Annotated in this window: 18 protein-coding genes and 3 pseudogenes; 7 read left to right on the top strand and 14 right to left on the bottom strand. The window is 68.1% G+C overall.

The window, feature by feature from the left end; all coding sequences use genetic code 11:
• Nucleotide 1: 1 nt before the first annotated feature.
• The 7 genes and pseudogenes from ACX5I6_RS05145 to ACX5I6_RS05115 all read right to left on the bottom strand — a co-directional run bounded on the left by ACX5I6_RS05145 (nt 2) and on the right by ACX5I6_RS05115 (nt 9,356).
• Nucleotides 2–889 carry an SDR family NAD(P)-dependent oxidoreductase gene (locus tag ACX5I6_RS05145; RefSeq protein ID WP_461839708.1) on the bottom strand — a complete coding sequence of 296 codons (888 nt, stop codon included), beginning with the start codon at nt 887–889 and terminating at the stop codon, nt 2–4.
• An 87-nt stretch (nt 890–976) separates the two neighbouring features.
• A complete protein-coding gene (locus ACX5I6_RS05140) occupies nt 977–1,864 on the bottom strand; it encodes a helix-turn-helix domain-containing protein (protein WP_461839707.1) in 888 nt (295 codons plus the stop codon).
• Nucleotides 1,865–1,894: 30 nt separating this feature from the next.
• Nucleotides 1,895–4,231 carry a beta-galactosidase gene (locus tag ACX5I6_RS05135; protein WP_461839706.1) on the bottom strand — a complete coding sequence of 779 codons (2,337 nt, stop codon included), beginning with the start codon at nt 4,229–4,231 and terminating at the stop codon, nt 1,895–1,897.
• Nucleotides 4,232–4,242: 11 nt separating this feature from the next.
• The gene (locus ACX5I6_RS05130) at nt 4,243–5,559 is read right to left on the bottom strand and encodes a cellulase-like family protein (RefSeq protein ID WP_461839705.1); all 1,317 of its coding nucleotides are present in this window, start codon (nt 5,557–5,559) and stop codon (nt 4,243–4,245) included.
• Between the two features lie 546 nt (nt 5,560–6,105).
• Nucleotides 6,106–8,322 carry a DUF5107 domain-containing protein gene (locus tag ACX5I6_RS05125; RefSeq protein WP_461839704.1) on the bottom strand — a complete coding sequence of 739 codons (2,217 nt, stop codon included), beginning with the start codon at nt 8,320–8,322 and terminating at the stop codon, nt 6,106–6,108.
• 70 nt (nt 8,323–8,392) lie between these two features.
• A pseudogene (locus ACX5I6_RS05120) lies at nt 8,393–8,674 on the bottom strand (DUF5107 domain-containing protein); the annotation flags it as partial.
• 295 nt (nt 8,675–8,969) lie between these two features.
• The gene (locus ACX5I6_RS05115; RefSeq protein ID WP_461839703.1) at nt 8,970–9,356 is read right to left on the bottom strand and encodes a CBU_0592 family membrane protein; all 387 of its coding nucleotides are present in this window, start codon (nt 9,354–9,356) and stop codon (nt 8,970–8,972) included.
• Between the two features lie 258 nt (nt 9,357–9,614).
• Between ACX5I6_RS05115 and ACX5I6_RS05110 the strand changes: the two genes are divergently transcribed.
• The 3 genes from ACX5I6_RS05110 (at nt 9,615) to ACX5I6_RS05100 (ending at nt 12,963) form a co-directional block, all read left to right on the top strand.
• On the top strand, nt 9,615–10,064 hold the full coding sequence (locus tag ACX5I6_RS05110) for a helix-turn-helix transcriptional regulator (RefSeq protein WP_133831393.1): 450 nt from the start codon (nt 9,615–9,617) through the stop codon (nt 10,062–10,064).
• Nucleotides 10,061–10,480, top strand: a complete 420-nt coding sequence (locus ACX5I6_RS05105) for a VOC family protein (protein WP_461839702.1) — start codon at nt 10,061–10,063, stop codon at nt 10,478–10,480. The genes ACX5I6_RS05110 and ACX5I6_RS05105 overlap by 4 nt, the downstream gene beginning before the upstream one ends.
• Before the next feature lie 92 nt (nt 10,481–10,572).
• Nucleotides 10,573–12,963 (top strand): ATP-binding cassette domain-containing protein, encoded by a 2,391-nt coding sequence (locus tag ACX5I6_RS05100; RefSeq protein ID WP_461839701.1) that lies wholly within the window; start codon nt 10,573–10,575, stop codon nt 12,961–12,963.
• A gap of 131 nt (nt 12,964–13,094) precedes the next feature.
• Here ACX5I6_RS05100 and ACX5I6_RS05095 read toward each other — a convergent pair whose 3' ends face one another.
• Nucleotides 13,095–14,066 carry an alpha/beta hydrolase gene (locus ACX5I6_RS05095; RefSeq protein WP_461839700.1) on the bottom strand — a complete coding sequence of 324 codons (972 nt, stop codon included), beginning with the start codon at nt 14,064–14,066 and terminating at the stop codon, nt 13,095–13,097.
• A gap of 56 nt (nt 14,067–14,122) precedes the next feature.
• Here ACX5I6_RS05095 and ACX5I6_RS05090 point away from each other — a divergent pair, with 56 nt between their 5' ends.
• Complete coding sequence (locus ACX5I6_RS05090; protein ID WP_461839699.1) at nt 14,123–14,695, top strand: MOSC domain-containing protein; 573 nt, start codon at nt 14,123–14,125, stop codon at nt 14,693–14,695.
• Nucleotides 14,696–14,820: 125 nt separating this feature from the next.
• Here the strand turns inward: ACX5I6_RS05090 and ACX5I6_RS05085 are convergent, their stop codons facing one another.
• From ACX5I6_RS05085 to ACX5I6_RS05075, 3 genes are all read right to left on the bottom strand, one after another.
• Nucleotides 14,821–16,179, bottom strand: a complete 1,359-nt coding sequence (locus ACX5I6_RS05085; RefSeq protein ID WP_461839698.1) for an MFS transporter — start codon at nt 16,177–16,179, stop codon at nt 14,821–14,823.
• Nucleotides 16,180–16,380: 201 nt separating this feature from the next.
• Nucleotides 16,381–17,253 (bottom strand): NAD(P)-dependent oxidoreductase, encoded by an 873-nt coding sequence (locus tag ACX5I6_RS05080; protein ID WP_461839697.1) that lies wholly within the window; start codon nt 17,251–17,253, stop codon nt 16,381–16,383.
• Nucleotides 17,254–17,385: 132 nt separating this feature from the next.
• Entirely contained in the window at nt 17,386–17,589 is a 204-nt protein-coding gene (locus tag ACX5I6_RS05075) for a hypothetical protein (RefSeq protein WP_018763349.1), read from the bottom strand.
• Between the two features lie 305 nt (nt 17,590–17,894).
• On the opposite strand from ACX5I6_RS05075, the gene ACX5I6_RS05070 reads away from it, so the two are divergent.
• A complete protein-coding gene (locus ACX5I6_RS05070) occupies nt 17,895–19,238 on the top strand; it encodes a glycosyltransferase family 87 protein (protein WP_461839696.1) in 1,344 nt (447 codons plus the stop codon).
• 28 nt (nt 19,239–19,266) lie between these two features.
• A pseudogene (locus ACX5I6_RS05065) lies at nt 19,267–20,521 on the top strand (glycosyltransferase 87 family protein).
• Here the strand turns inward: ACX5I6_RS05065 and mptB are convergent.
• Nucleotides 20,518–22,133: pseudogene (gene mptB, locus ACX5I6_RS05060) on the bottom strand (polyprenol phosphomannose-dependent alpha 1,6 mannosyltransferase MptB). The pseudogenes ACX5I6_RS05065 and mptB sit on opposite strands and share 4 nt — an antisense overlap.
• A 76-nt stretch (nt 22,134–22,209) precedes the next feature.
• Nucleotides 22,210–22,641 carry a MerR family transcriptional regulator gene (locus ACX5I6_RS05055; protein WP_461841675.1) on the bottom strand — a complete coding sequence of 144 codons (432 nt, stop codon included), beginning with the start codon at nt 22,639–22,641 and terminating at the stop codon, nt 22,210–22,212.
• Nucleotides 22,642–22,825: 184 nt separating this feature from the next.
• On the opposite strand from ACX5I6_RS05055, the gene ACX5I6_RS05050 reads away from it, so the two are divergent.
• Nucleotides 22,826–24,325: a SulP family inorganic anion transporter gene (locus tag ACX5I6_RS05050; RefSeq protein ID WP_461839695.1), complete on the top strand. Its 1,500-nt coding sequence runs from the start codon at nt 22,826–22,828 to the stop codon at nt 24,323–24,325.
• A gap of 80 nt (nt 24,326–24,405) precedes the next feature.
• Here ACX5I6_RS05050 and ACX5I6_RS05045 read toward each other — a convergent pair whose 3' ends face one another.
• Complete coding sequence (locus tag ACX5I6_RS05045) at nt 24,406–25,527, bottom strand: NAD(P)/FAD-dependent oxidoreductase (protein WP_461839694.1); 1,122 nt, start codon at nt 25,525–25,527, stop codon at nt 24,406–24,408.
• Between the last annotated feature and the right edge of the window lie 39 nt (nt 25,528–25,566).

The raw sequence follows: 25,566 nt of genomic DNA, 5'->3' as shown, positions 1-25,566 counted from the left end.
GTCACTCCTGTGGGGCAGCCACCCAGCCCGCGGTCAGGCCGGTGACCCGGCTGCCGTCCAGGTCGGCCAGTTTGGTGGCCACGAAGTCGTGCGCCCAGGACGAGGTCTGGATCCGGAAGGCCGGCTCAGCGCCTTCCATGGTGGCCAGCACCACCGCCGCGACATCCGCCGGTTGCTGCGCGCTGCTGCTGGCGAACTGTGTGCTGGTTCGTTCCAGGTAGGCCGAGATGGCAGGGGTGTAGGAGCCGGCCGTTTCCAGCAGGGCCGGGACATCGATCCCGGCGTTCGCCACGAAATTGCTGGAAACGGCACCGGGTTCAATGACGTGCACCCCGACGCCAACGGTCTTGGCCACGGGCTGCAGGCTTTCCAGGAATCCTTCAACGGCAAATTTGGCGGCGCAATAGGCTTCGTTGAAGGGCTGGCCCACTATCCCGCCCACCGAACTGATGGTAACGACGCGTCCGCCGCTCTCACGCAGGTGCGGCAAGGCGGCACGGGTCAGGGCCACCACGCCAAAGAAGTTAACCTCCATGGCGCTGCGGAAATCTTCCAGACCCAGCATTTCCACCGTACCCACCGCCGCACTTCCGGCGTTGTTGACCAGGACGTCCAGCCGGCCGTAGGAACTGATGCAATACGCAATCTCACGGTCGATGTCCGCTGTGTCCGTGACGTCAAGCCGACGAACGTCCAGGGATACTCCGGCCTCATCGGCCGCGGCCCGAAGCGCGTCCGCGCGCTGCAGGTCGCGCATGGTGGCAATGGTGGTCCAGCCTGCCCGCGCGGCCTCCACCGCGGTGGCAAGGCCTATGCCCGTGGACGTTCCGGTAATCAGCACCACACCCTTGGCCGGCGTAGGTGACGGGGCAACGTTCTGTTCGCTCACGGGCGCTCCTAGGTGCTGCTGGTGCTTGGGCCATTGAATGCCTTCAGTTTCTCCGGCGTCCCCGGATCCAGCAAGGTGCAGGCTGCCTTACCCCTTCCGCTCCGCCCGGTACGCGCTGGGGCTGACCCCGTGCAGCCGGCGGAACTGGCGGGAAAAGTAGAACTGGTCCTGCAGCCCCACCTCGCGGCCCACCTGCGCGATAGTCAGGTCCGTGGTATCCAGCAGGTGCCGCGCCCGCGCCATTTTCAGGGCCGTGTGGTGTGCCAGCACTCCCCCGCCGGTCGCCTCCCGGAACAGCTTGCTTAAGTGCGGCGACGAGATACCCACCAGCGCGGCCAGGTCAGCCAGCCGGATGGCGCCGTCCGCCCGTTCCTCCAGGTAGTTCATGGCCTGCTGCAGCGGCGTCCCCTTCTCCGGAACCCGGCGGTCCACGGCCAACGTGGCCAGCAGCTTCCATGCCATTCCTGCCGTGGCAACCAGGCGGGCGGGTGACTGGTCCTTCTCCAGGGCGCTGACGATCTCATCCAGCATCGCTGTCAGCCGGTCTGCCGCCACCATAGGAACAATGCACCGGCCGGGCCTGACCCCGGCTCCCTCAACCAGCTCCGCCGCATCCGTTCCGCGGACGTGGCACCACCAGATCGTCCATGGATCATCCGCGGCGGCCCCATACGCGTGGGCCTCGCCCGTGCCGCCGGGAAGGACGACGGCGGTCCCCTTGCCGACGTCGGTCCGCGCACCGGCGGTTTCCACCCACCCGCGTCCGTCAACGCACAGGATGACGATGGTTTCGTCCGCACCCTGCGGCCGGTAGCGGCCATGGTCCGCTGCGGCGGGAAACAATCCTGCGTCGGTGACTACCAGGCGCCGGGTGATGGGACGGTTGAGGGCTTCGAGGACCAAGGGCCGGGGAACCACCACCAGCCGCTGATTCTGGAATCCATGCGCCCGTTCCACCTGCGTCCCCTCCGTCACGAAACGTCCATCCTACGACGGCGGGAGGGCTCAGCCCAGGTCTTCCCGCCAATCGGACCAGCACACCAGCTGCACCCTTTCAACGGCAAGCAAGTCCCCAGACGTGGCGTCCCGCAGGCGCTGGGCCGCGGCGGGCAGCCCCACCTCTGCATCCTTGGAAAGCGGCAGGACCTGGAGCAAGACCTCCGAGCCGGCGCGGATGCCGGCATCACCGGTGTCGATGACCCACGCCGATCCGTCCCAGAAGCGGTCGGCCACCACACGACCGTCCACGAGCAGCCGGGCAACGTCACCCGCCCAGGTGATCTCCAGCTCGGTGGACGCACCGCCGGTGGCGGCGTCCGTCGTCGGAAGTTCAATCCTGTACTCCGCGGAGAGCTCCGCCATCGCTTCCCGGCCCGGCGCGGCAGCCCGGCCCGCCAGCGAGCCGAAGGACGCCGGAATGGCGGCGGCAGCGCGGACCGGCACCAGGGGAACGTCGCGGCGGGCAGGTGCCCTCAACTGCATTGCGGCAGATACAGCCTCAAACCGCCCGGTTTCGCGTGCATACCGCCGGACCGAGGGCGCGCCCAGCGAGCGGCCCGCCAGCAAGCCGCCGGCGTCCATCCACGCCGGTTCGGCGGACAGCACCAGCTCCCGGCCGCGCGGCGTCTCCAGCACCCACGCCTGGTCCGCCAAGGAAGCGGGGAGGACCAGGATCTTCAAGGCACCCCCGGAACACGTCGCCGTCAGCGGAGCCAGGGAGGGGCGGACAGCCCAGGTATTCCCGCCCAGCGGAGCAGCCTCGCCTTCCAGGACCGTTCCCTCCGGCAGGCACAGCCGCGGTTCGATGCCGGCTTCTGCGGCGAGCACCAGCGTCGGCGATCCCCCGGGATCGAGCACTGTTAGCGCGGACGCGGTGGCCCAGAGCAACCGGACGCCCCCAACCTCCAGGTTCACCGGCCAGGCGGCGATGGTGCCTGCGGGGATGTCGACGGGAACGTCGGGAACCGTCACAGGCCCATCTGTCAGACCCAGGCGGAACTGCGCACCACTATATGCCGGAAGCGGTATATGCGGCTGGTGCCAAGTGATGAACACAAAGCCGGACGTCCCGTCGGCGCGCAACGCCCAGCGCAGCATCTCCGTGTCCTCCACGCCGGACGGCTCCCGGTCCGGCAGGGTGGACGGCATCGACGCCAGGAGCTCCCCGAACGCGGCGAGGAACGCGTGGTGCCGGCGCAGCAGGGCAAAGCCCGGCGCCAGCCTGCCGGATGCGCCGATGGGCGCATGGAAGTCGTAATCGAATTCCGGGAGGTCATTTGGGTAGCCCGTCGCCTGGGACTCCTGCAGGCCGGCCGCGGGGTTCGTCCCGCCGGCGAACATGTAATAGCCCTGCCAGCCGGAGCCGCTGCCGATCTTGTTGTTGGCCACGGCCGCCACGTCCTTGCCCGCTGGCCATGGCCGTCGTTGATAGGCCGTGGCCATGCCGCCGGTCAGCTCGCAGGTGGCCGCCGGATAAAGGTCGGAGGTGGACCGGGGCGGCGCGGCCTCGTTTCCGGACAGGTGTTCGCGGAGGTCGGCCCCGATGCCGGGATCGTCCCACTGGTGGCTGAAGAAGTAGTGCTGGCGGAAGGTCGGATCCCACGGCGCGCCGGCATCCACCCAGAATCCGTCCCCGTAACCGCCGAAGACCGGCAGCACCTCGGCCCCGGGCAGGTCCGCCCCGCCCCACGCGGTCGCGGTCCAGAGGGGGGCGCCGAGCCCGGCCGCCCTGGCCAGCTCCTTCAACCGGGAAAGATGGGCCGGCTGGTCGTAGAGCTCGTTTTCCAACTGGATGCCGATCACGTTGCTGTCCGGCCCGCACAAGCCGCGCAGTTCGGCCCCCAGCCGGTTGTACCAGCGCTCCACCATGTCCAGGTAGGCGGGATCATTGGTGCGGTGGCGGACGGGGGCCGCCTGCACCCAGTCCGGAAAGCCGCCGTTGCGGACCTCGCCGTGGGCCCAGGGCCCGATGCGCAGGACGACGTCCAGGTCCAGCGCGGCACAGAGCCGCACGAACGCCGCAACATCGAGGTTGCCGTCAAAGCGCGCACCACCTTCCACCGGCTCGTGGTGGATCCAGAAGACGTAGCAGGCCACTACGGTGATACCGCCGGCTTTCATCAGGCGGAGCCTGTCCTCCCAGCGGTTCCTGGGCAGCCTGCTGAAGTGGATTTCCCCGGAGACCGGGATGGCCGGACGTCCGCCACACTCCAGGTAGTGGTTGGTGACCCGCCACCTGCCGTGCGGATCCTCGGTGTTGCTCATGGCCGGCCGCAGCAAGGCATTGCTGTGCGGCCGGTGGGTGGCGGTCAGGAGGTCAAGGTCCGTGTTCGGGGAGGGCATGGCGGCGTCTTTCAGGTCACGGGTGCGGTACGGATCAGGTGGTTCATGCGGCGCTGCCAGTCTTCGTCGGCCCACAGCGGGTGGTGCGGCGCAGCGTTGGAGCACAGCACCATGCCCCACACGCCGTGCTCCAAGGCGGTGCGGATGCCGTGTTCGGCGAGGTCGCGGCCCACCGGCCCCTCCTCGAAGGTGCCGAGCAGCGGTGTGTAGCCGATCCAGCCCTCGCCCACCACCGCGGGGACGTCCTTCCAGCGGGCCCACGCGGCGATGGCGGTCACCCGCGATTCAATCTCGCGCCGCATCACTTCCCGGTAGGGTCCGTATTCGTTGTACAGCCAGGTGTCCCAGGCATCGGGATCGATCCAGTCGTAGCCGTAGAACATCTGGCCGGTGACCACGGTGGCGCGGTACTTCCACTCGGCCAGCCGGCCGTACTCCGCGACCGACGGAGCGCCAGGCTTCAGCAAAGCCCGCAGGGCCTGGTTGGGAAACCCGCCGCTCCCTTCGGAACGGATGTCGATCTGCTGCTGAAGGGCGTCCAGCACCCCGTAGCTGTACACGTGGAACTGCGCCGCGCCCAGGCCATCGGGCAGGGTGTGCATGGCAAGATGCGGCGGCTTTCCGTAGCTGGCCGTGATCAACAGGTCCGGATGCAGCGAGCGCAGCCGTGCCACTTCACCACTGCCGTTGGCGAGCGCGGGGAGGATGGAGAAGTCCACCTCGTTGTGCAGTTCCACCAGGGCGATGCGGTCCCGATGCCCGGCATCTGACACCTCGCCGATCAACCGGTCCCAGGCGTCGGCCAGGACACGGTACCGATTTTCCAGCGGGACTGCGTCGATGGCTTCGAACCATTCCGGCGATTCTGCGAAGGCGGGTGACTGCTGGTACTCCCAGCTGGCCAGGATCACCACCAGCCCGTGCCGTGCGGCGGCCTCGAACAGGTCCAGGAGCCGCGTCCGCAGGTTGATGCGGTACCCGCCGGGAACGTCATACCAGCGGGTCCCCCTGCCATACATCCCGCCGTCGGACGCCTTTCCCAGTCCTTCGATCACCAGGTCCTCCGCGAGCGCCTCCAGCCCCAGGCCGCCATGGAGCAGCAGCGGTGCGGCGCAGATGCGGACGGCGTTGTATCCGAGCCCGGCGGCCCGTGCGCAGGCAGCGTCCAGGTCCGCGTAGGGTCCGCCCGCCTCGGCGCGGGTATACCAGGAGAAGTCCCAGAGGCTGATGGCCAGGCGGGGCGGAAGGTGCGACGGCGGGACTCCCGTCAGGGAGCACGTGTCCACAGGGACCGTTCCGGAACCGAGGTAACGGGGTTCTGCACTCACAGGGCACCCGTTCCTTCGAGCTGCGGGCTGCGGGCCAGCAGCCGGCCCTGCCCGGCCAACTCCCGGAGTGACGCAGCCGCCGCGCGGCGGGACTCGGCGGTGTCGGTGGCGAACAGCAACAGTTCGGGCAGCGATGTGGCGAAATAGTCGGGCGCGGCGGGGGCAGCTTCCAGTTCGTCGGCCCGTTCCTCCAGCAGGCGCCATAGGATTTCAGCGGCGCCGCCCCTGCCCAGGCGGGACATGGCGACGCCGCGCCAGTAGTCGGCCGGGCCGGCCGGGCCGGGGTCAACGGCCAGGGGGCCGGCCTGCCTGCAGGCCCGAGTCCAGGCCTCCACCGCGGCCGGAGTATCCCCGGCACGTTCCAGCGCATCACCGAGCGCCACGAAGCGTTCAGCCATGCTGTCCCGGGGATGCCGGCCCTCGCCCAGGTTCGCGGGCGCTTCGACGCCCGTGCGCAGCAAGGTGATGGCCGCCGTCGGGTCCTGCCCCATCAACGTCCGCGCATGCTGCACCGCTGCCCGGTCGTAGGCGGCGAGCACCAGGCCCTCACCCCCCTCGAACGGCTGGAACGTGCGGGATCCCAGGAGCGCCAGGGCTTCCTGCGGCCGCCCCGCGTCGGTCAGCAGGTTGGCGTAGAGAACGGCAAGATCGTCCCGCGCCAGGACGGCCGGACCATGCTGTTCGATGGCGGCGAGCCGCTCCTCCGCAGGCAACCCGCGGAGCTTCCGACAGGACGGACCGTTCGAAGACGAGCCGCGCGTCATCCGGGCTCAGTTCCAAGGCCCGCGCAAAATACGCATCAGCGGCGGCGGGATCCCCACCGGAATTGACCGTGGCCAGCGCAGCATTGCGCCACACCACGGGATCGGTGGACCCGTGGATCATCGCTTTCTGCAGGTGGCCCAGCGCATCCTTGGTCCGTTCCGCGTCAAGCAGCCAACAACCCAGCAGCCCGTGCGCCACGGGATCACGCGGGTCGGCTTCGAGGGCCCGGTGCAGCGCATCGAACTCGTCCAGGCCGTACGGGAAGGCATGGGTGGTGTCCGCCCGCCGCGCCTTTGCCCGTTGCGCGGCAGCCTCCTGCGGGTCCAGCAATTCTTCCAGCCACCCGGCGCGCAAGTAGTGGCGGATGGGCGTGGGGTTGCCGAAGGCCGGGTCAGCACCTGCGGGCGGCGCGCTCTCGGTGAGGTCCAGGGCGAGCTGCCACTGGCCTGCGCGGGCCAGCCAGCAGGCGACGGCCAGGCCGGTCTTGGGGTCTGCGACGTCAAGGGATCCGGCGAGCGAGAGGGCCACGGGATCGAGTGGATCCGCGGCCAGGATGTCCTGCAGCAGCCCGGCGCTGTCAGCCGTGCGGCCCAGGTTTTCCAGGGCCAGGTACCGGAGATGCCTGGCTTCCGGGCTGGTTGATTCCAAGGCCAGCGCGGCATCGGCATGACGGAGCGCGGTGGCCGGCTCACCTTCCCGGAGGGCCAGTCGGGCCAAGGCCAGGCGGGCAGGGTGCGCCCAGGCCCTGTCCCAGGCGGCCTTCCCGAAGCGTTCACGGGCCTCATCGAGCCGGCCCGTACGTTCCAGGACCAGGCCCAGCCGGTAGCTTGCCTCCCCGCTGGGCGGGTTCAGGTTGCGGCCGGTCAGCCGGTCCAGGGCGGTTTCAAGGAGTTTCCGGACCCCGGCATAGGCCCCGGCCCGATACTGGGTGGCAGCAAGGGCGGTGGCGGCGCGGGAATCCCCTGGATCCCGGCGGAGCATCTCCTCAAGGTAGGGCTGGGGCCTCCTGGTGGGGTGCCGGTTTTGGGCCAGGTGGGTTGCGGTGACATGGAGCTCGTCAGCGCTTTCGATCTCCCGCGGAGGCGCTGGTTCGGTGGCTGCCCAGGGCTCTGCGGGACGGTCCGTTGGCTGCCGTGGGGTCCAGGAGATGAGTTCCCTGGCGCCTTCCATGACGCTGAGGGCCAGGTCCGTTTCCTCGGCCGGGGCGGGCAGCTGAACCGTGGCGGTGAAGGGCCGGTCCGGGGATAGTCCGGCGGTCCACGTGTGGAGGGTTTCGCCATGCAGGGCCAGGACCACCGTGGCATTTTCCGTATGGCCCGTGCCGGCAACACCCACCGTGGCGGTCCGGCCGGCGTCGTCAAGGGTAAGCGCGACGGCGGCCTCCAGGTTCGCCTGGTGCGCCGGGCCGATGTGCCGGATGGGGTACCAGTACTGGCTGAAGGTGCGCATCTCGCCAGGAGCGAGGTAGCTGAAGTCCGGCTGGTTGTCGGTGAAGACGCCGGCCATCAACTCGACGTACGGGCCGTCGTCGTCCGTTAGGTGCTTGTCCCAGGCCTTGCCCACGGAACCGTTCCCCCACGTCCACTGTTTCTTGCCGGGTGCAATGCTGCGGTCCGCCCAATGCACGAAGCCGGCCTTGGCGTCGTGGTCGTATCCGCCGAAGAAGCTGTCAGCCGTGTCTGTGACCATGTAGGACGTGGGGACGGGGATGTTGGCGTAGAAATCGAGCCGGTCGGCATCCGGGGTTCCATGCTGTCCGGCGAGCGCGGGGTAGTCCACGCCGTAGTAGGGCCGGTCGGCGCGGGGGAAGGCCGTGATGGCGCGGCGTGCATGGTCCGCCACGTGGGACACGTCGGTGGGGAAGAAGGACTGGTAGTTCCCGTGCACGCGGGCGGCGGCGTTCGCCCACCACAGGAAGGTTTGGGGCTCGTCCGTACGGTTGTAGAGCCGGGCCTCCACCTCGATGAGGGAGCTTGCCTGGCCGGAGGCGGACGCCATGGGTTCCGCGCATCCGCTGCAACGGGTCCAGGTCCGTGTGCCAGGCGGTGACGCTGCCGTCGCCGGCAGGCTCCACGGCGGTTTCCACCGGCAGGAACGTGCCGGGCCGGTGGTGCTGGGGCCAGTTGAATTCCACTCCGCCGGAGATCCAGGGCCCGGCCAGTCCCACCAGCCCGGGCTTGATCACGTTGTTCCGGTAGAAGAAGTCATAGCCTGCGGTCTTGTCATATCCCACGTGGATGCGGCCGCCGATTTCGGGCAGCAGCATTAGGCGGACGTACCGGTTTTCCAGGTGGATGGCCTGCCACAGCCTGGGCTTCTTGTCCGGTTCGATGCTGTCGATGAACGGCATGGGGTACACCTTGCCGCTGGATCCCTGGTACACCCGCCGGTCAAGGAACAACGGATACCGGTCCGGCTCCCCTGGGGCGTAGGTGTCGATAAGGACGGGTTCGCTCCAGCAGGCCACGCCGCCTGCATCCAGGATGTCCTGCTGGTCCTGCGGCGCGTCGGGCAGCACAATCCTGCCCGGCGGGGTAAGTTCGTTGGTCACCCCCCCAAGGCTATGAAGGCGCCCTAGGCGGTGGCCATGGCAAAAACGCGCGATTATATGGACGATCGTGTACGCGGCGTTGGCCCCGATGAGCCTAAAGCGCCAGCCGCGGCCCGTCCCCGGCGGGATGGACCGACGGCATGACCGGCAGGGACCCGGTAAGGGCTTCCACCACAGCGAGCTGGCCGGTGCCGTCCGGAACCCCCGGGTACTGGACCTGCGCCGGTTCGAGGGAGGGGGCCGGGTCTTCCTGCCGCATCCGGACCAGCGCCACCGCGGAGATCAGGAACCAGGCCACGTTCGTGACAACGGACGGCCATGCCCCGTGCAGGGTTCCGTTGATGATGAAGGCAACGGAACCGAACAGGTTGGCCGTCTGGAAGCCCTTGCCTGCCTTCAGCCAGCCCATGGAAACGGCCAGGTACGCACTGAGTATCGCAACCGCGCCTGCCCAGTCGGCAATTTCCCACAGCAGTTCCATGGCGTCCTTCCAAGGTGGTGCCTGCGCAGTATCCGGGCAGGGCTCAAGATGGTGAATCAAGGTTTGGTCTCGCCGCGTGCCGGACCCGCAGGACCGCTCACATCCAGCTCTGCGTTGCCTCAAGCCCTGTTCGGGCGAGGACCTCATACGCTGGCCGGCGGCATAATCATACCCCGCACCCCGAGGCACTTTTGACGCCCGTTTCCCCGCCGCCGAGGAGGGTGGACAAGACCCCCGCGGCGTAGCACGATCGGAGCTGTGACCAGCAGTCCAGCCGCCGATCCCTACCTCCGGGAACTCACCCAACTCCGCCGCGTCAAGGACCGGATGGACCGGGAGTACGCGCAGCCGCTGGACGTTGAATCCCTCGCCAGGGACGTGCACATGTCCGCCGGCCACTTCAGCCGCCGGTTCAAGCTCGCCTACGGGGAATCCCCCTACAGCTACCTCATGACCCGCCGCATTGAACGCGCCATGGCGCTGCTCCGCATGGGGGACCTCAGCGTGACGGATGTGTGCTTCGCCGTCGGCTGTTCCTCGCTGGGGACCTTCAGCACCCGCTTCAGCGAACTGGTGGGGATGCCGCCCAGCGTCTACAAGCAGGAGGCAGCGAACTCGACGGCGGGCATCCCGGCATGCGTGGCGAAGCAGGTCACCAGACCGGTCAGGAATCGAGAAGCGCCCGCCCCTGAGCCGTTACTAGCATGACTGCCATGGACATCAACATTTCCTCAACCTTCCTTCCTGCCACCGATCCCGACGCCTCGCTGGCGTTCTACCGCGACGCCCTGGGCTTCGAAATCCGCAACGACGTTGGCAGGGGCACCATGCGGTGGATCACCGTGGGACCTGCCGGCCAGAAGGACGTCTCCATCGTCCTGCATCCACCGGCGGTGGACCCCGGCATCACCGACGACGAGCGCCGCACCATCGCTGAAATGATGGCCAAAGGCACCTACGCCACGATCGTCCTCTCGTCCTCTGACGTGGACGCGGCGTTCGCCAAGGTGGAGGCGACCGGCGCGGACGTCGTGCAGGAACCCATTGACCAGCCCTACGGAATCCGCGACTGCGCCTTCCGCGACCCGGCCGGCAACACCGTGCGCATCAACCAGCAGCCTTAGGCATATAACCAGCAACGTATATAACAGACGACGCCGCGGGAGGCTGCCAACGCAGCCTCCCCGCAGTGCCGCCCAAGACACAGGGGGACACCTTGAGCACCGACACCAGCACCGACGCCGCGCACACCGGAATGCATCTGGCCGACAGCCACGACCTCATCCGTGTCCAGGGCGCACGGGAAAACAACCTCAAGGGCGTCAGCCTTGAGCTGCCCAAGCGGCGTCTCACCGCGTTCACGGGAGTATCCGGGTCGGGCAAGAGCTCCCTGGTGTTCGCCACTATCGCCGCCGAATCGCAGCGCATGATCAACGAGACCTACAGCGCGTTCGTCCAAGGCTTCATGCCCAGCCTGGCCCGGCCGGACGTGGACCGGCTGGAGGGGCTGACGACGGCGATCATCGTGGACCAGGAGCGCATGGGCGCCAACCCGCGGTCCACCGTGGGTACCGCCACTGATGCCAACGCCATGCTGCGGATCCTGTTCAGCCGGCTGGGCCAGCCCTACGTCGGGCCGCCCACCGCCTTCTCCTTCAACGTGCCCACCCGCAAGGCCAGCGGCGTCATGAGCACCGAAAAGGGCGGCCGGGTGGAAAAGAACGTGGTCCGCCAAGTGACCTACCTCGGCGGCATGTGCCCAAGGTGCGAGGGCATGGGCAACATCAGCGACATCGACCGCACCGCCCTGTACGACGATTCGAAGTCCCTGGCCGAGGGCGCCCTCACCGTCCCCGGCTACTCCATGGACGGCTGGTACGGCCGGCTGTTCGAGGGCATGGGCCTGCCCATGGACAAACCGATCGCGACGTTCACGGCGAAACAGCTGGACACGATGCTGTACGCCGAGCCCACCAAGATCAAGGTGGAGGGCGTCAACCTCACCTTCGAAGGGATCATCCCCAAGATCCAGAAGTCCATGCTGTCCAAGGACGTGGAGGCCATGCAGCCGCACGTGAAGCGGTTCGTGGAACGGGCGGTCACGTTCGCCACCTGCCCGGACTGCGGCGGCACGCGCCTCACGCCGGAGGTGCTCGACTCACGGATCAACGGCAAGAACATCGCGGACCTGTGCACCATGCAGATCAGCGACCTCGCGCACTGGATCCGCGGCCTGGACGAGCCCACGGTGCGCCCGCTGCTGGCCGGGCTGCGGGACCTCCTGGACTCCTTCGCGGAGATCGGCCTGGGCTACCTTTCGCTGGACCGTCCGGCCGGCACCCTCTCCGGCGGCGAAGCGCAGCGGACCAAGATGATCCGGCACCTGGGCTCGTCCCTCACCGATGTCACCTATGTCTTCGACGAGCCAAGCATCGGCCTGCACCCGCACGACATCGAGCGGATGAACACGCTCCTGCTGCAGCTGCGGGACAAAGGCAACACCGTCCTGGTGGTGGAGCACAAACCGGAGATGATCGCGATCGCCGACCACGTAGTCGACCTCGGTCCGGGCGCCGGTGCCGGCGGTGGTGAGATCGTCTACGAGGGCGACGTCGACGGGTTGCGTGCCAGCGGCACCATCACCGGGCGGCACCTGGGTGACAAGTCCCGGCTGAAGGACTCCGTCCGGGCGGCCCGCGGCGCGCTGGAGGTCCGCGGCGCCTCCACCAACAACCTGCGCGACGTGGACGTCGACGTGCCGCTGGGCGTGCTGTGCGTGGTGACGGGCGTCGCGGGGTCCGGCAAGAGCTCCCTGATCCACGGCTCGTTGGCGAAGCGTGACGGGGTGATCGTCATTGACCAGGGCGCCATCAAGGGGTCCCGGCGCAGCAATCCGGCCACCTACACCGGGCTGCTGGAACCCATCCGCAAAGCCTTCGCCAAGGCCAACGGGGTCAAGCCCGCGCTGTTCAGCTCAAACTCCGAGGGCGCCTGCCCCACCTGCAATGGAGCCGGCGTGATCTTCACCGAACTCGGCGTCATGGCCACGGTGGAGTCCACCTGCGAGGAGTGCGAGGGCCGCCGGTTCCAGGCCGCCGTCCTGGAGTACACCCTGGGCGGGAAGAACATCGCCGACGTCCTGGACCTTTCCGTGGACGCGGCGCTGGCGTACTTTGCCGACGGCGAGGCCAGGACACCCGCGGCGCACAAGGTCCTGGAGCGGCTTGCCGATGTCGGGCTGGGCTACATCACCCTGGGCCAGCCACTGACCACGTTGTCCGGCGGCGAGCGCCAGCGGCTCAAGCTCGCCTCGCAGATGGCCGAGGCCGGGGAGATCTACATCCTGGACGAGCCCACGGTGGGCCTGCACCTGGCCGACGTCGAACAGCTCCTCGGCCTGCTGGACCGGCTGGTCGACGCCGGGAAGTCCGTTATCGTCATCGAGCACCACCAGGCGGTCATGGCGCACGCGGACTGGATCATCGACATCGGACCGGGAGCCGGGCACGACGGCGGCTCGATCGTTTTCGAGGGGACGCCGGCGGATCTGGTGGCCGGCCGGGCCACGCTCACCGGGCAGCACCTGGCGGCCTACGTCGGAGCTTGATCCGGGCGGTGCCGGCGGTTGCGCCCGCCGGCGGTTGCGCCCGCCGGCGGTTGCGCCCGCCGGCGGTTGCGCCTGCCGGCGGTTGCGCCTGCCGGTGGTTGGCGCCTGCCGGTGGTTGAGTCTGTCGAAACCTAGCTCCGCTGGAGCTGCCCCAGGAAGGACACGGTAGCTGCAGCGATCTGCTGCTGTGCGGCCTGCCGGCTGATGCCGGGTTCGCCGTCGCCGGGCTGCGCCCCGTAGTCGCCAAAGAACGCGTGCACCCCGCCCTGGACCGCGGCGAACTCCGTATCCACGGGGAGGAGGTCCCGGGATGCCTGAATCTTGGCGGGGGTGCTGAGTCCGTCCTGGCTGCCGGAGACGGACAGGACGGACAGGCCGGTCCGCCCGCGCAGGGATTCGATCGGGTAGGAAGCGTAGAGAACCAGCCCGCTGACATCGGTGTTGGCCAGGGCGAAGGACGATGCTGATACCCCGCCAAGTGAGTGGCCGCCCACCGCCCAGGTCCTGATGTCCGGGTTGTCGGCCATGGCGCTCCTGGCCTGGCTTCCGTCCAGCAGGCTTAGCCCCAGCGGTTCCTTCAGGATGACCACCCGGTATCCGGCCCCCACGGCGGGGGCCAGGATGTCCTGGTACGCCTTGGCGTCCACCCGGGCACCCGGGTAGAAAACCAACCCCTTGGTGGCAGTCCTGCCCTCAGGTGACATGGTGATGGCGGTGGCTGACTCGGTGACGGCGAGGTCCGACGTCGGGCCCGCCTCCGCTGCCTGGCCCGGCTGGTAGGCGAAGGGGCTTAGCCAGGCCAGGCCGGCGGCGAGCGCCAGCACGGCGATCCTGCCCGCCCAGGCGCCGACGGCCCGGACACGGGAGCGGGGCCGCGGAACATCGCGGCGCACCCACAGCAGGATGGCCCAGACGACGCCGGACGCAGCCGCCACCAGCAGGATGCCCGGCAGCAGGGGGTGTCCGCCCAGGACTGCGAGATTGCCGGCAAGCATCCACGCGGGAACCAGGATGAGGGCGGCGGCACAGGCCACCGACGCCCAGAAGAGGACGGTCCTGTGCCTGGCGGGCAGAACCCGGGCTGCGGTTGATGAGGTATCCATGGGTCTGATCTTTCCACCGGGCGGCCGGATTGCGGGGAACGGCATACGCTGGCGGTATGGCTGAAAGCTTCCGGTACGACGTCGAGATCCTGCACCTGCTGGTGTCCCCCGCGCACGCCTACTTCGGCCGTGCCCGGGACGGTGCCGCCGATGTTCCGACCGAAGATGCTGCACAGGCTGAGGTGGTGGCCGGGAAGGGCATCGTGGGCGACCGGTTCTTCGGCAAGGCCGCCCACATGGACGCCGCGGTGACCCTGTTCGCCGTCGAATCCCTTGAGGCGATCGCCGCCGAGCTGGGCGCGCAGCCGTTCGATCCCCTGCTGACCCGGCGGAACGTGGTGCTCCGCGGGGCGCAGCTGGCGCCGCTGCTGGGCCACGATTTTTCGCTGGAGTCCGGCGGGGACGTGGTGGAGTTCCATGGCGGCAGGCATGCCCAGCCCTGCGCGTGGATGGACGGGGTGCTCGCCCCGGGCGCCCACCCGGCCATGCGGGGCCGCGGCGGCATCCGGTGCCGCGCCCTGACCGGCGGGTTCCTGCACCGGGGCCCTGCCGTGCTGGCCAGTCCGGTACCGCTGGATCCGGGCCGGGCCGGGGAGTCGAGCTTCCTGCGGCCCTCGCGGCTTCCCTAGTAACGCGTACGACGGCGTCACGCACGGCACGCTTTCGGCCCGCCATCGGCGGGGAAGCCCCGGAAACCCGGCCCACCGCCGTCGTGCGCTGCCTGAAAGCGTGCCCCGCGTGACGCGGGTGCGGCCTAGCTGGCTTTTTGGCCCTCGAGGTCCTCAAGCGACTTGCCTTTCGTGTCCGAGGACATCAGGGTGGCCACGGCGGACACCAGGCAGATCCCCAGCGTGGTCAGGCCAATGGTGAGCGGCACGTTGGTGGAACCGGGAGGAGCGATCGCAGTGAAGATGCTCGGGAAGAATGAAGCGATCATCAGCCCGATGTTCTGCGAGACGGCGAAGCCGGTTACCCGCATCCGCATGGGGAACTGCTCCTGGAAGAACGTGGCGAAGGTGGCGTTCCACATCTGGAAGAAGATGCCCTGCACGATCACGACGCACACGAAGACCAGCGGCAGGCTGCCCTGCTGGATCGCCCACAGGTACCCGGTGACCAGCACGCCGCCAATGACGCCGCCGGCCGCCATGAGCATCCGCCGGCCGATCCGGTCGGACAGTGCACCGAAAAACGGAATGGTGATCACGGCAGCGATGTTGGCCACCAGGGTCACCCAGAGGAACTCGCTGCTGGAGAAGCCGTTGCCGTAGCCCTTCTGGGTGGCGTAGGAGACGCCGAAGATCAGCGTGGCCATGCCGATCACGTTGGTGAACGTCATGGCGACGCAGCGGACCAGGACGCCGGGGCGGGTGCGGAGGAGTTCTATGAGCGGGAAGCGCTGCTTGGCGGGGGCCGCTCCGGACTGCGCGGCGTACGCAGGGGGTTCGGTCACGCGGCGGCGGATCAGGTACCCGGCCAGGATGACGACGGCGCTGAGCAGGAACGGGATGCGCCAGCCCCAGGAGCTGAACTGGTCCGCCGGGAGGAGGGCGGCGAGCGGGAGCAGGACGGCGGTGGCCAGGATCGAGCCCACCTGGGTGCCCTGGAGGCTGAAGCTGGCGAAGAACCCGCGCTTTGCGTCAGGGGAATGCTCCACGATCATGGCGCTGGCACCGCCCAGTTCACCGGCAACGGCGAAACCCTGAATGAGCCGGAGGATCACCAGCAGAGCAGGCGCCAGGAGGCCCACCTGGCCATATGTGGGGAGCAGGCCAACAGCGAACGTCGCGAAGCCCATGAGCAGCATCGCGAAGACAAGCACTTTCTTGCGGCCGTGCCGGTCACCATACGCGCCGAGCACCACGGCGCCGATGGGACGGGAGACGTAGCCGACGGCGTAGGTGGCCAGGGAGGCGATGATGGCGACGGTCGGGTTCCCGGACGGGAAGAAGATGGCGGGAAAGACCAGGGTTGCCGCCAGGGAGTACAGCGCGAAGTCGTAGTACTCGAGGGCGCTTCCGATCCAGCCGCTCATCGCGGCCTTCCTGGGGTCCCGAACGCCGGCTCCAGCCCCTTGGCTGGTGAGGGGCGCGCGGGTGGGGGTGGTGCTCATGTGCTTGTCCTTCGTCTTCATTGGCAAGGAACCGGAACCGCTGGTGGGCAATGTTCAGGGTTTGATGTGCTGCGCCGGAGCCGGATCGGGGCAGGAGAGCGGCAACTCTTGAATCGATTCATCCAATATAGAAGGTGACGCGGACAACGTCAACGGCAAGCGCTATCCCGACGGGCTGGGGCGCCCTGGAAAGGAGCCCTGCTACCTGCTGGCATGATACGCGGCGGCCATGTCCTGCTTGGCGCGGCCCTGGTCCGCCACCCGGTCAAGCCGGGCGGCAGCGGCCTCGGCTCCGTCGAGTTTCAGGCCTTCGGCTGCGGCGGCATCGACAATGAGGTGGGCGTCCTTGCGGGCGGTGTCCACGGCGAAGGACGCCGGCTCCAGGCCGTCGTCAAGGATGAGTCCCATCTTGGTGCGCAGGTAGGGCAGGTCCAGCGGACCGCCGTCGAGCACGTTGAGGAACTGCCCGGGATCGACGGCCAGCGCCTGGGCAAGCGCCACCACCTCGCCCGCGGCGTTGGAGGCGGCAATGACCCAGCTGTTGACCACCAGCTTGAGCCGGGCAGCCGAACCCTTGGCGGGGTCGTCGCCGGTCCAGATGGTGCGTTCGCCGATGGCATCGAGGACCGGCGCTACGCGGGGGCGGATGGCTTCGGGGCCGGCGGCGAGGACCAGCAGCTGGCCCGCCTCGGCGGGGGCGCGGGTGCCGGAGACAGGTGCTTCCACCAGGTCCAGGCCGAGGTCGGCGGCCAAGGCGGCGAGAACGGGAACGTCCTGCACTCCCACGGTGGTGGACTGGAGCCAGGCCGTGCCGGAGCGAATGCCGGGCGCCGCCTGCCGCATGACCTGCGCCACCGCGGCGGCGTCGTACAGCATGGTGAGGACAACGTCGGCGGCTTCCACGGCTTCGGCAGGGCTGGAGGCACGCACGGCACCCTCGGCGGTGAGCGGCTCGGCTTTGGCCGGGTCCCGGTTCCACACCGTCACTTTGTGGCCGGCCCGAAGGAGGTTGCGCGCCATGGCAGCCCCCATGATTCCGGTCCCCAGCACCGCCACGCTCATCCTGTTGTCCATGCGTCCATTCTCCTGCCCCTGCCCTGCTCAGGGCAGACGAACAGCAGGTACCCATGCCGGGATGAGCCCAAACGCGTGAGAATGCGCGTCACATACGGGAGAGGCGCCGCAGGATTGGCGGCAAAGAAGTGGCTACCAGGCCTGGTGTTCCCGGGTGAGGCCGAAGGGGACCGCCTCGCTGAGGGCAACGGTGAATTTGTCCACGCCGTGCCGGGTGACGAGGATACCGTGCCGCTTGCCGGTGAGGGCGTGGGCCTTGGCGGCTGCGACGGCGGCGTCGAGTTCGCTGTCCATGCTCTGGCGGTCGGACACGGTGAGGGTCAGGGGGAAGTTCATGTGATGGTGCCTTATGTCTTTCGTGGGGTTGGGGTGGTCATATGACGCCCTGCGCTCCCCCTGGCTGCATAGGCGGTGGGCACTCACGTGCCTCGCACCATGGTGCCTGAGCAATTAAGTGCCAGCAACTTTAGATAAAGGCCGCAGGTCAGGCGCGTGGAGTCCCGGGCTTGTCCTGACAATTATTGGCGGAGATGCGCCGTGAATTAGAGTTGAACGGGACTGGAACCCGAAATCCAAGGCCTCCAATCTCCATGAGACCCGCTTCGGGGCACGACCCGAGCCATTTTGCGCCGCCGCTGACTGTGCAACGACCTGACAAGGAATCCGCCATTTCCACCGACGCTCTCTTCGGCAACCTCACCCGGATCCGCGACGTCATCCTCCCGGCGAGGGTGCGTACGGCGTTGAACAGCGGGCGCGGGCTGCTGGGCGGCTTCATTGTGGTGCACCTGGTCTTCCTGGTGTTCGGCGCATCCTTGTCCCTGCGCGGCGAGGCCTTCAGCGACACCTTCATTTACCGCGAGTGGGCCATGGCCGGCTTCAACGACGCGAACCTCTCCGGCGGCCCCAGCCCCTGGGTCTACCCCATCCTGGCGTTGATCCCCATGGCTATCGCGGGCGTGGCGGGACCGGGGCCGTTCTTCTTCCTCTGGGTCCTCATGACCACGCTCCTCAACGGCTGGGCGCTGCTGAAACTCACGGCGCGGGGCCGCAACACCAACGCCATCCCCGCCGGCTGGTGGTGGCTGGCCTTCACGTTCCTGATGGGCTGGCTGGGATTCGCCCGCGTGGACGGACTCACCGCCCCGCTGGTCCTGGTAGCCCTGGCGTACGGGGTCCAGCGCCCGTTCGTGGCCTCGGTCCTGCTGGCCATCGGCACCTGGGTGAAGGTGTGGCCGGCAGCCATCATGCTGGCCCTCTTCGCGGTGGTAAAGAGCCGCCTGCTGGTGGTGCTGGCAGGAATCGCGACGACGGCGGGCGTCGTGGCGCTGGCGGCCGCCCTGGGCAGCGTTTCCAAGCTCCTGAACTTCCTCACGCAGCAGGGCGACCGCGGCATGCAACTCGAGGCCACCTTCACCACCCCTTGGCTCTGGCTGTCCGTCCTGAACGCGGGCGGTTCCCGGATGTACATGAACACGGACATCAACTCCATGCAGGTGGACGGCCCGGGCACCGCCACCATGTCCGTGCTGATGCAGCCGCTCCTTGTCCTGGCCGCCCTGCTGGTGGCAGGCCTGGCCTTCTGGGCGCTCCACAACGGCAAGCAGCACAAGGTGGCCGGCGGTGTTGACCGCACGGAACTGCTTCTCGCCGGCGCCCTCGCCCTCGCCGCCGCCTTCGTGGTCTTCAACAAAGTGGGCTCCCCGCAGTTCATGGTGTGGCTGGGACCCGCCGTCGCCGTCGGCCTGGCCCACAGCTGGCGCGAATGGCGCGTTCCGGCGGCGATGCTGATCGCCATCGCCGTGGCCACGTACTTCATCTACCCGCTGTTCTACGACGCCCTCAGCCACAACAACCCGTGGATGGCCCTCGTCCTGACCATCCGCAACGTCCTGCTCGTGGTCCTGTTCCTGTGGAGCGTCCGGCGCCTGTACTCCCTGGGCAGGAAGACCGCAACACCTGCCCCCGCGCTCAAGGAGACCTGAAATTTCCACGAGGTTCTTTGACCGCCTGGTGACGGTCCGCAGCAAAGTCCTCCCGGCCGCCGTGGTGGACTGGTTCGCCAGACCGTCCAGCGTCTGGTGGGGCTTCGCCGTCGTGCACATGTATTTCCTGGGCTGGATGGCGTCCTTCTTCCTGAACGGCAATACGTTCAGCGACACCGAGCAGTACCGTCAGTGGGCCATGGCCGGCTACAACCCGGCGGACCTGACCGGGAAGATCAGCCCCTGGGTCTACCCGGTGCTGGCGCAGATCCCCATCTTCCTTGCCAACATCGCCGGGCCCGGCCCCTACCTGCTGGTCTGGTTCCTGATCATCACGGCGCTGAACGCCGTCGGACTGCTCTACCTGACCCGCGGACCGCGGACCGTCACCGGTGTTGCTCCTGCCTGGTGGTGGCTGTTCTTCACGGTCTTCATGGGGTACCTCAGCTTTGCCCGGGTGGAAGGGATTACCGCCCCGATCGTCCTGATCGCGCTGCTCTATGTGGCGGAACGGCCCGTGGTGGCAGGCGTGCTGCTCAGCATCGCCACCTGGATCAAGGTGTGGCCCGCGGCTGTGCTGGTGCCTATCGTGATCGCCAGCCACAAGCGCGTCCAGGTGGTGCTCGCCGGCGCCGCCGTGACCGCCGTCGTCGGCCTGGGAACCTGGCTGACCGGCGGCCTGCCGCACATCATGGACTTCCTCACCAACCAGGGCGAGCGCGGCATGCAGCTCGAAGCCACGTTCTCCACCCCCTGGGTGTGGCTGAGCGTGTTCCAGATTGCCGGCTCGAAAATGGCCGACAATACCGCCATCAACTCCACCGAGGTCTACGGCCCGGGAGCCAGTACCGCGGCGTTCCTGATGCAGCCGCTGCTGGTCCTGGCGGCCGTCACCGCAGCCATCCTGCTGGTGCGTGCCCTGCGGCGCGGCGCCGAGCGGGAAGAACTGTTCCTCGAGGGTGCCCTGATGATGGTCACCGCGTTCATCGTCTTCAACAAGGTGGGCTCCCCGCAGTTCATCATCTGGCTGGCGCCGGTGATCATCGCCGGCCTCACCCACGACTGGGAGCGCTGGAAGGTCCCGGCAGCGTTGCTGATGGGCATCGCCATGACCACGTTCGTGATCTACCCGCTGTTCTACACGCCGCTCATCCACGCCCACCCGGTCATGGCGGCCATCCTCACCACCCGCAACGTTCTCCTGGTGGTGCTGCTGTGGTGGTCGGTGAAGCGCACCGCGGGCTGGCCGGAAAACCACCGCGCAGGTACCGGCAGGAGCCTAGGGGGCCTCGGAGCGGTCGACGGCGGCGCGGGCTTCAGCCCGTCGCGCAGCCCGGCGTTCCAGTGCCCACGTCCACGCCCGCCGCGCCACATCCAGCGGCCGGCCTTCGATCAGCAGTTTCCGGGTGTGGACATCCAGGACCAGCAGGTAGAACGTGAAGGCCAGGGCGGTGAAGAACGCCAGGGACGAGGCGTCGATGGGCAACTCCACGAAGGACCAGACCGAGAGCTGGTCCTGGGCGCCGAACACCACGAAGAACGTCACGCCCACGTACAGCGAGCGGATCTGCCAGTCGTCCCGGATGCCGGTGACGGCCAGGAACGGCAGGAACCACAGGATATACCACGGCTGGATGATGGGGAAAGCATTACGACGGCGGTGAACGCCAGGGCCATCCGCCGCACCGCCCGCGAGTAGTCGCCGCGGAACATCAGCAGCAGGACCAGGCCGATGGCTGCCCACTTCATGCCGGTCCGCAGCAGGGTGGCCAAGGTTCCGCCCGGCAGGCCCAGGGCGTTGGCCAGCATCTCCACCTGCTGGCCCAGGAAGCCGGAGGGGGAATAACCCGTATAGCCGGGGGTGGGGTCCATGATGGCCCAGGTCCAGCCGATACCCAGGTTGAACGGGATGCCGCTGAGGGCCAGGACGCCAAAACTGATGCCCGCCGTGGCCGCCCACATGAGGAACTTCCGCGGCCAGGTGGCCCCCGGGCCGGCCCACATGAGGCCGATGAAGGGCAGCAGCAGCACCGTGATGGGCTTGATGCCGATCGAGGCGGTCACCAGGAGGATGCCCAGGAGGTACCGGCGGGTGGCGGCCAGGTACACGCCGGCGACGGCGAGCCCCACCATGAGCGCGTCGTTGTGCGCGCTGGCGATGAAGCTGATGAGGAACAGCGGGTTGGCCACGGAGACCCAGAGTGCGCGCGCCCCGTTGATGCCGTGCAGCTCGGCGAGCTTGGGCACGTAGATGACGCAGAGCAGCACGCCGACGCCGGCCAGCAGGCGGAACAGCAGGACGGATGCGTCCGGTTGGGCGCCGGTCAGTCCCACCACCCCGCGCGCCAGCCACAGGAAGTAGGGGCCGTAGGGTGTCCGGTTTTCCGCCCAGGCGGGGTCGGCGCCAAGCGCGAACCAGTTGTTGAGGGTGGAGATGCCAACCTCGTAGGGGTTTTGGCCTTCCATCACCAGCCGGCCCTGGCCCGTGTAGGCGTAGACGTCGCGGGAGAAGACCGGGACGCAGAACAGCAGGGGCAACGACCAGGCGGAGATGGCCACCACCACGGACCGCAGCGACGAATGGCCCCAGTCCCCCAGCCGCTGGCCCAGCCGGAGCCAGGAGCGCATCAGCAGCATGGCCCCGGCGGTCAACAGGACGGTGGAGACCGCCACTCCCCACCCCTCGGTGCGGAGCGCGATCACAACGGGCTGGCGGATCATGGGTGAGCCGTTGGCAATCCAACCCGTGCCGATGGAACCGACGAACATCATCAGGGCGCCGATGAAACCTTCAATGGTTGCCAGGTAGGCGCGGCCCTTGGCAGGCACGGAAGCATTGGCCGGTTCGCCCGGCCGGCTGTCCGATGTCCTGAGGTGTGACCCGCCTGCCGTCATGATGTGTGTGGTCCCCTACCTTGTTACGGCCCTGGCTCAACCAGCTTCAAGGCCGCCCTGCAACCCGGCCATTTTATCAGCCATGCTTATTGCTGCCCGGGCCATCCTGCCGGGCACGAAGCAGCGCAAGGAATTCGTCGGCCATGCCGAGTTGTTCCTCCAGCTTGGCCCGGCGCCGGGCAGCCTCCTCGATGAATTCGTTCAGTTCGGACCTGACACTTGCGTCCTCCACGCCCGGTTCGGCCGCCTCCAGCGCGTCGATGACCCGCAAGAGGCCGGACATGGCCTCGAGCGTGAACCCGAGTGGCTTCATCCGGCGGATCAGGAGCAGGCGCGTGAAGTCACGCTCGGTGTACAGGCGGAACCCGCCTTCGGTGCGCCCCGACGGTTTGAGCAGCCCAACCTCGTCGTAGTGGCGGATGGTCCGTAACGACATCTGGGAACGGTCGGCCAGCTCCCCGATATGCATCGTGGCCACCACTTCTTCAGCGGTCATTTCGTTCACCATCACGTCACCAATCCGGCTCAACCCTCACGTTAGGGTAGTGTTGCAGATGCAGCCGAGAGTTCCCGGCGCATTCTCTCTCCATCCCCATTGTCTTCCATGACCGGGCTGGACCCGCGCGCACCGTGGCGCGCAAAACGTTGACCACCCACCCTCCCTTGAGGGCCCACGTCCCTGGAGCCGCCCCTTGTCCGTCGCCGACAATCCCCGCCTTCTTCGGAAGCCGGTCACGGTCCTGACCGCGCTGCGCTCCCCGCGGCAGCTTTCCCGCGAGGTCCTTGCCGGCATGGTGACCACCCTTGCGCTGGTCCCTGAAGTCATTTCGTTTTCTATCGTCGCCGGTGTCGATCCGATGGTCAGCCTGGTGGCCTCCATCGTGCTGGCCCTGACCATGTCGGTCCTCGGCGGCCGTCCGGGCGTGGTGACGGCGGCGGCGGGCTCCGTAGCCTTGGTGATCGCGCCGCTGGTCCACGAGCACGGCGTCGAGTACGTCCTGCCCACGGTGCTCCTCGCCGGCGTCATCCAGATCGTCTTCGGCCTGGCCGGCCTGGCCCGGCTGATGCGGTTCATCCCGCGTTCAGTGATGATCGGCTTCGTCAACGCCCTGGGCGTGCTGATCTTCATGGCGCAGGTGCCGCACGTCCTCAACGTCCCCTGGCTCGCCTACGTCCTGTTCGGCCTGACGTTCGCGATCATCTTCATCCTGCCGCGCTTCACCAAGGCGGTCCCGTCGCCGCTGGTGGCGATCGTCGTTGTCACCGCCATCGCCATCATCGCCGGCCTCGCCGTTCCGAACGTCGCGGACGAGGACCCGCTCACCGGCAAGATGCCCGGGATCACCCCATTCCAGTTTCCGCTGACCCTGGAGACATTCCAACTGGTTCTGCCCACCGCGCTGAGCGTGGCGTTCGTCGGCCTCATGGAAACCCTGCTCACGGCCAAGCTCGTCGACGACATCACGGACACCCCGTCGCACAAGGGCCGCGAGTCCTGGGCCCTGGGCGTCTCGAACATCTTCGCCGGCCTCTATGGCGGGATCGCCGGCTGCGCCATGATCGGCCAGACCGTCCTCAACGTGAAGACCGGGCAGGCCCGCACCCGCATCTCGACGTTCGTGGCGGGGATCTTCCTTTTGGCCCTGGTGACGGGGCTCAGTTCGATCATGGGACAGATCCCCATGGTGGCGCTGGCGGCCGTGATGATGGTGGTCGCCGTGACCACCGTGGACTGGCACAGCGTCAAACCGTCCACCCTGAAGCGGATGCCGGTCCCCGAGACGCTCGTCATGGGTGTCACGGTCGCGGTCGTGGTCCTGACCGGGAACCTTGCCTATGGGGTCCTGGTGGGCGTGATCCTCGCCATGGTGCTGTTCGCACGCCGCGTGGCCCATGTCATCACCGTTGAGCGGACCTTGGCGGTCGACGGCGGAAGCGTCCGCTACGAGGTGGTGGGGCCGTTGTTCTTCGGCAGCAGCAATGACCTCGTGGAGCACTTCGCCTACGCCGACGACCCCGCTTCCGTGACCATCGACCTCAGCCGGGCCCAAATCTGGGACGCTTCAACGGTTGCCGCCCTGGACTCGATCGAGACGAAGTACGCGGATCATGGCGCCGAAGTGGCCATCGAAGGCCTGGACGAGCGCAGCACCCGGTTCCACCGCCGCCTCACGGGGCATTTGGGCGCCTGATTCCGGACGGCATCCGGTCCGGCAGGCGCAGGCAAAGGGGCGGAGCCGCACTCAGCACGGCCCCGCCCCTTTGACCCGGCCTAGGAGAAGCGTCCCGGCCGGAAGGTGGCCAGCATGGGGTGCTTCCTGCCGGTCAGGATTTCCCCGGCCAGGAGCTCACCGGCAATGAGTCCCAGCGTGGCGCCGGAGTGCGTGAAGGCAACGAAGCATCCGGGCACCTGGCCCAGTTCGCCGAGGACGGGTTCGCCGTCCCCGGGAATGGGCTTGTAGCCCATCTTCCAGGAGGCGGGCTTGAGTTCCGGATTGCCGGCAACAAGCTTCGATGCCTCATCGGCCAGTTCCTGGACCACCTCATCGGGGATGCTGAAGGAGCCGTCCGAGTGCTCGGTAATGCGTTCCTCGTACCAGTCGTGGTCCAGGGCAAACGTCCCGCCCGGGTTGGGCCGCAAGGCTGCGCGCGGGGTGTTCATCACCGCGGCCACATCGTGCTGCACCTGCTTGGTCACCACCAGCATGGACACGGGAGAGCCGTTCGGGATCTGCACTCCCAGGGGTTCGACGACGGCGGGCGTCGCTGCACCGCAAGCCACCAGCACCGCGTCGGCCTGGTATGTCCCGCCCGACGCTGTCTCCACGCCGGAGGTGCGGCCGCCTTCCACCATGACGGAGGCTTTTCCCGCGTTCAGGACCAATTCGCCGCCGCGGGCGTGGAACTCCTCCATGAGGAAGTCGATCAGGTCCGGCAGGCTCACCCAGCCCTCGCCGGGATTGAAAATGGCATTCTCCGGCACGGCGTCCGCATCAATGCCGGGGGTGGTGGCTGCGATATGGCTGGGGGCGAGAAGCCGGGAGTCGTAGCCGATGGACTTTTCGTAGGCGTGCCGGCCCGCCGTGGCCTCGCCCTGCCCGGCAGCATTCCACATCAGGCCGCCGCCAAACTGCAGCCAGTCGCGGCTGGGGTCCGAGGCGAAGAGGGTGCGGTAGCGGTCAACACCGGCCACACGCAGCTGGTGGTACGGGGTGGACCGTTCGCCGGCGGAGTTGAGCCAGGACAGCGAGCGGCCGCTGGCCTCGCTGGCGAGCCCGCGCTCGGTCAGCAGGATCACGGACGCTCCTTCGCGGAGCAGGTGGACTGCGGTGGAGACCCCGAGGATGCCGCCGCCGATGACGGCAACGCGCTTGGTCGCTGGAAGAGAGGACATGTTGTCCCTTTCTGTGAAATTCGTGGTTGCGGAAGACGC

This window comes from Arthrobacter sp. MMS24-T111 (assembly GCF_054888995.1).
Note: the sequence above shows the minus strand (reverse complement) of the source record. Positions and strands in the feature narration are given on the sequence as shown.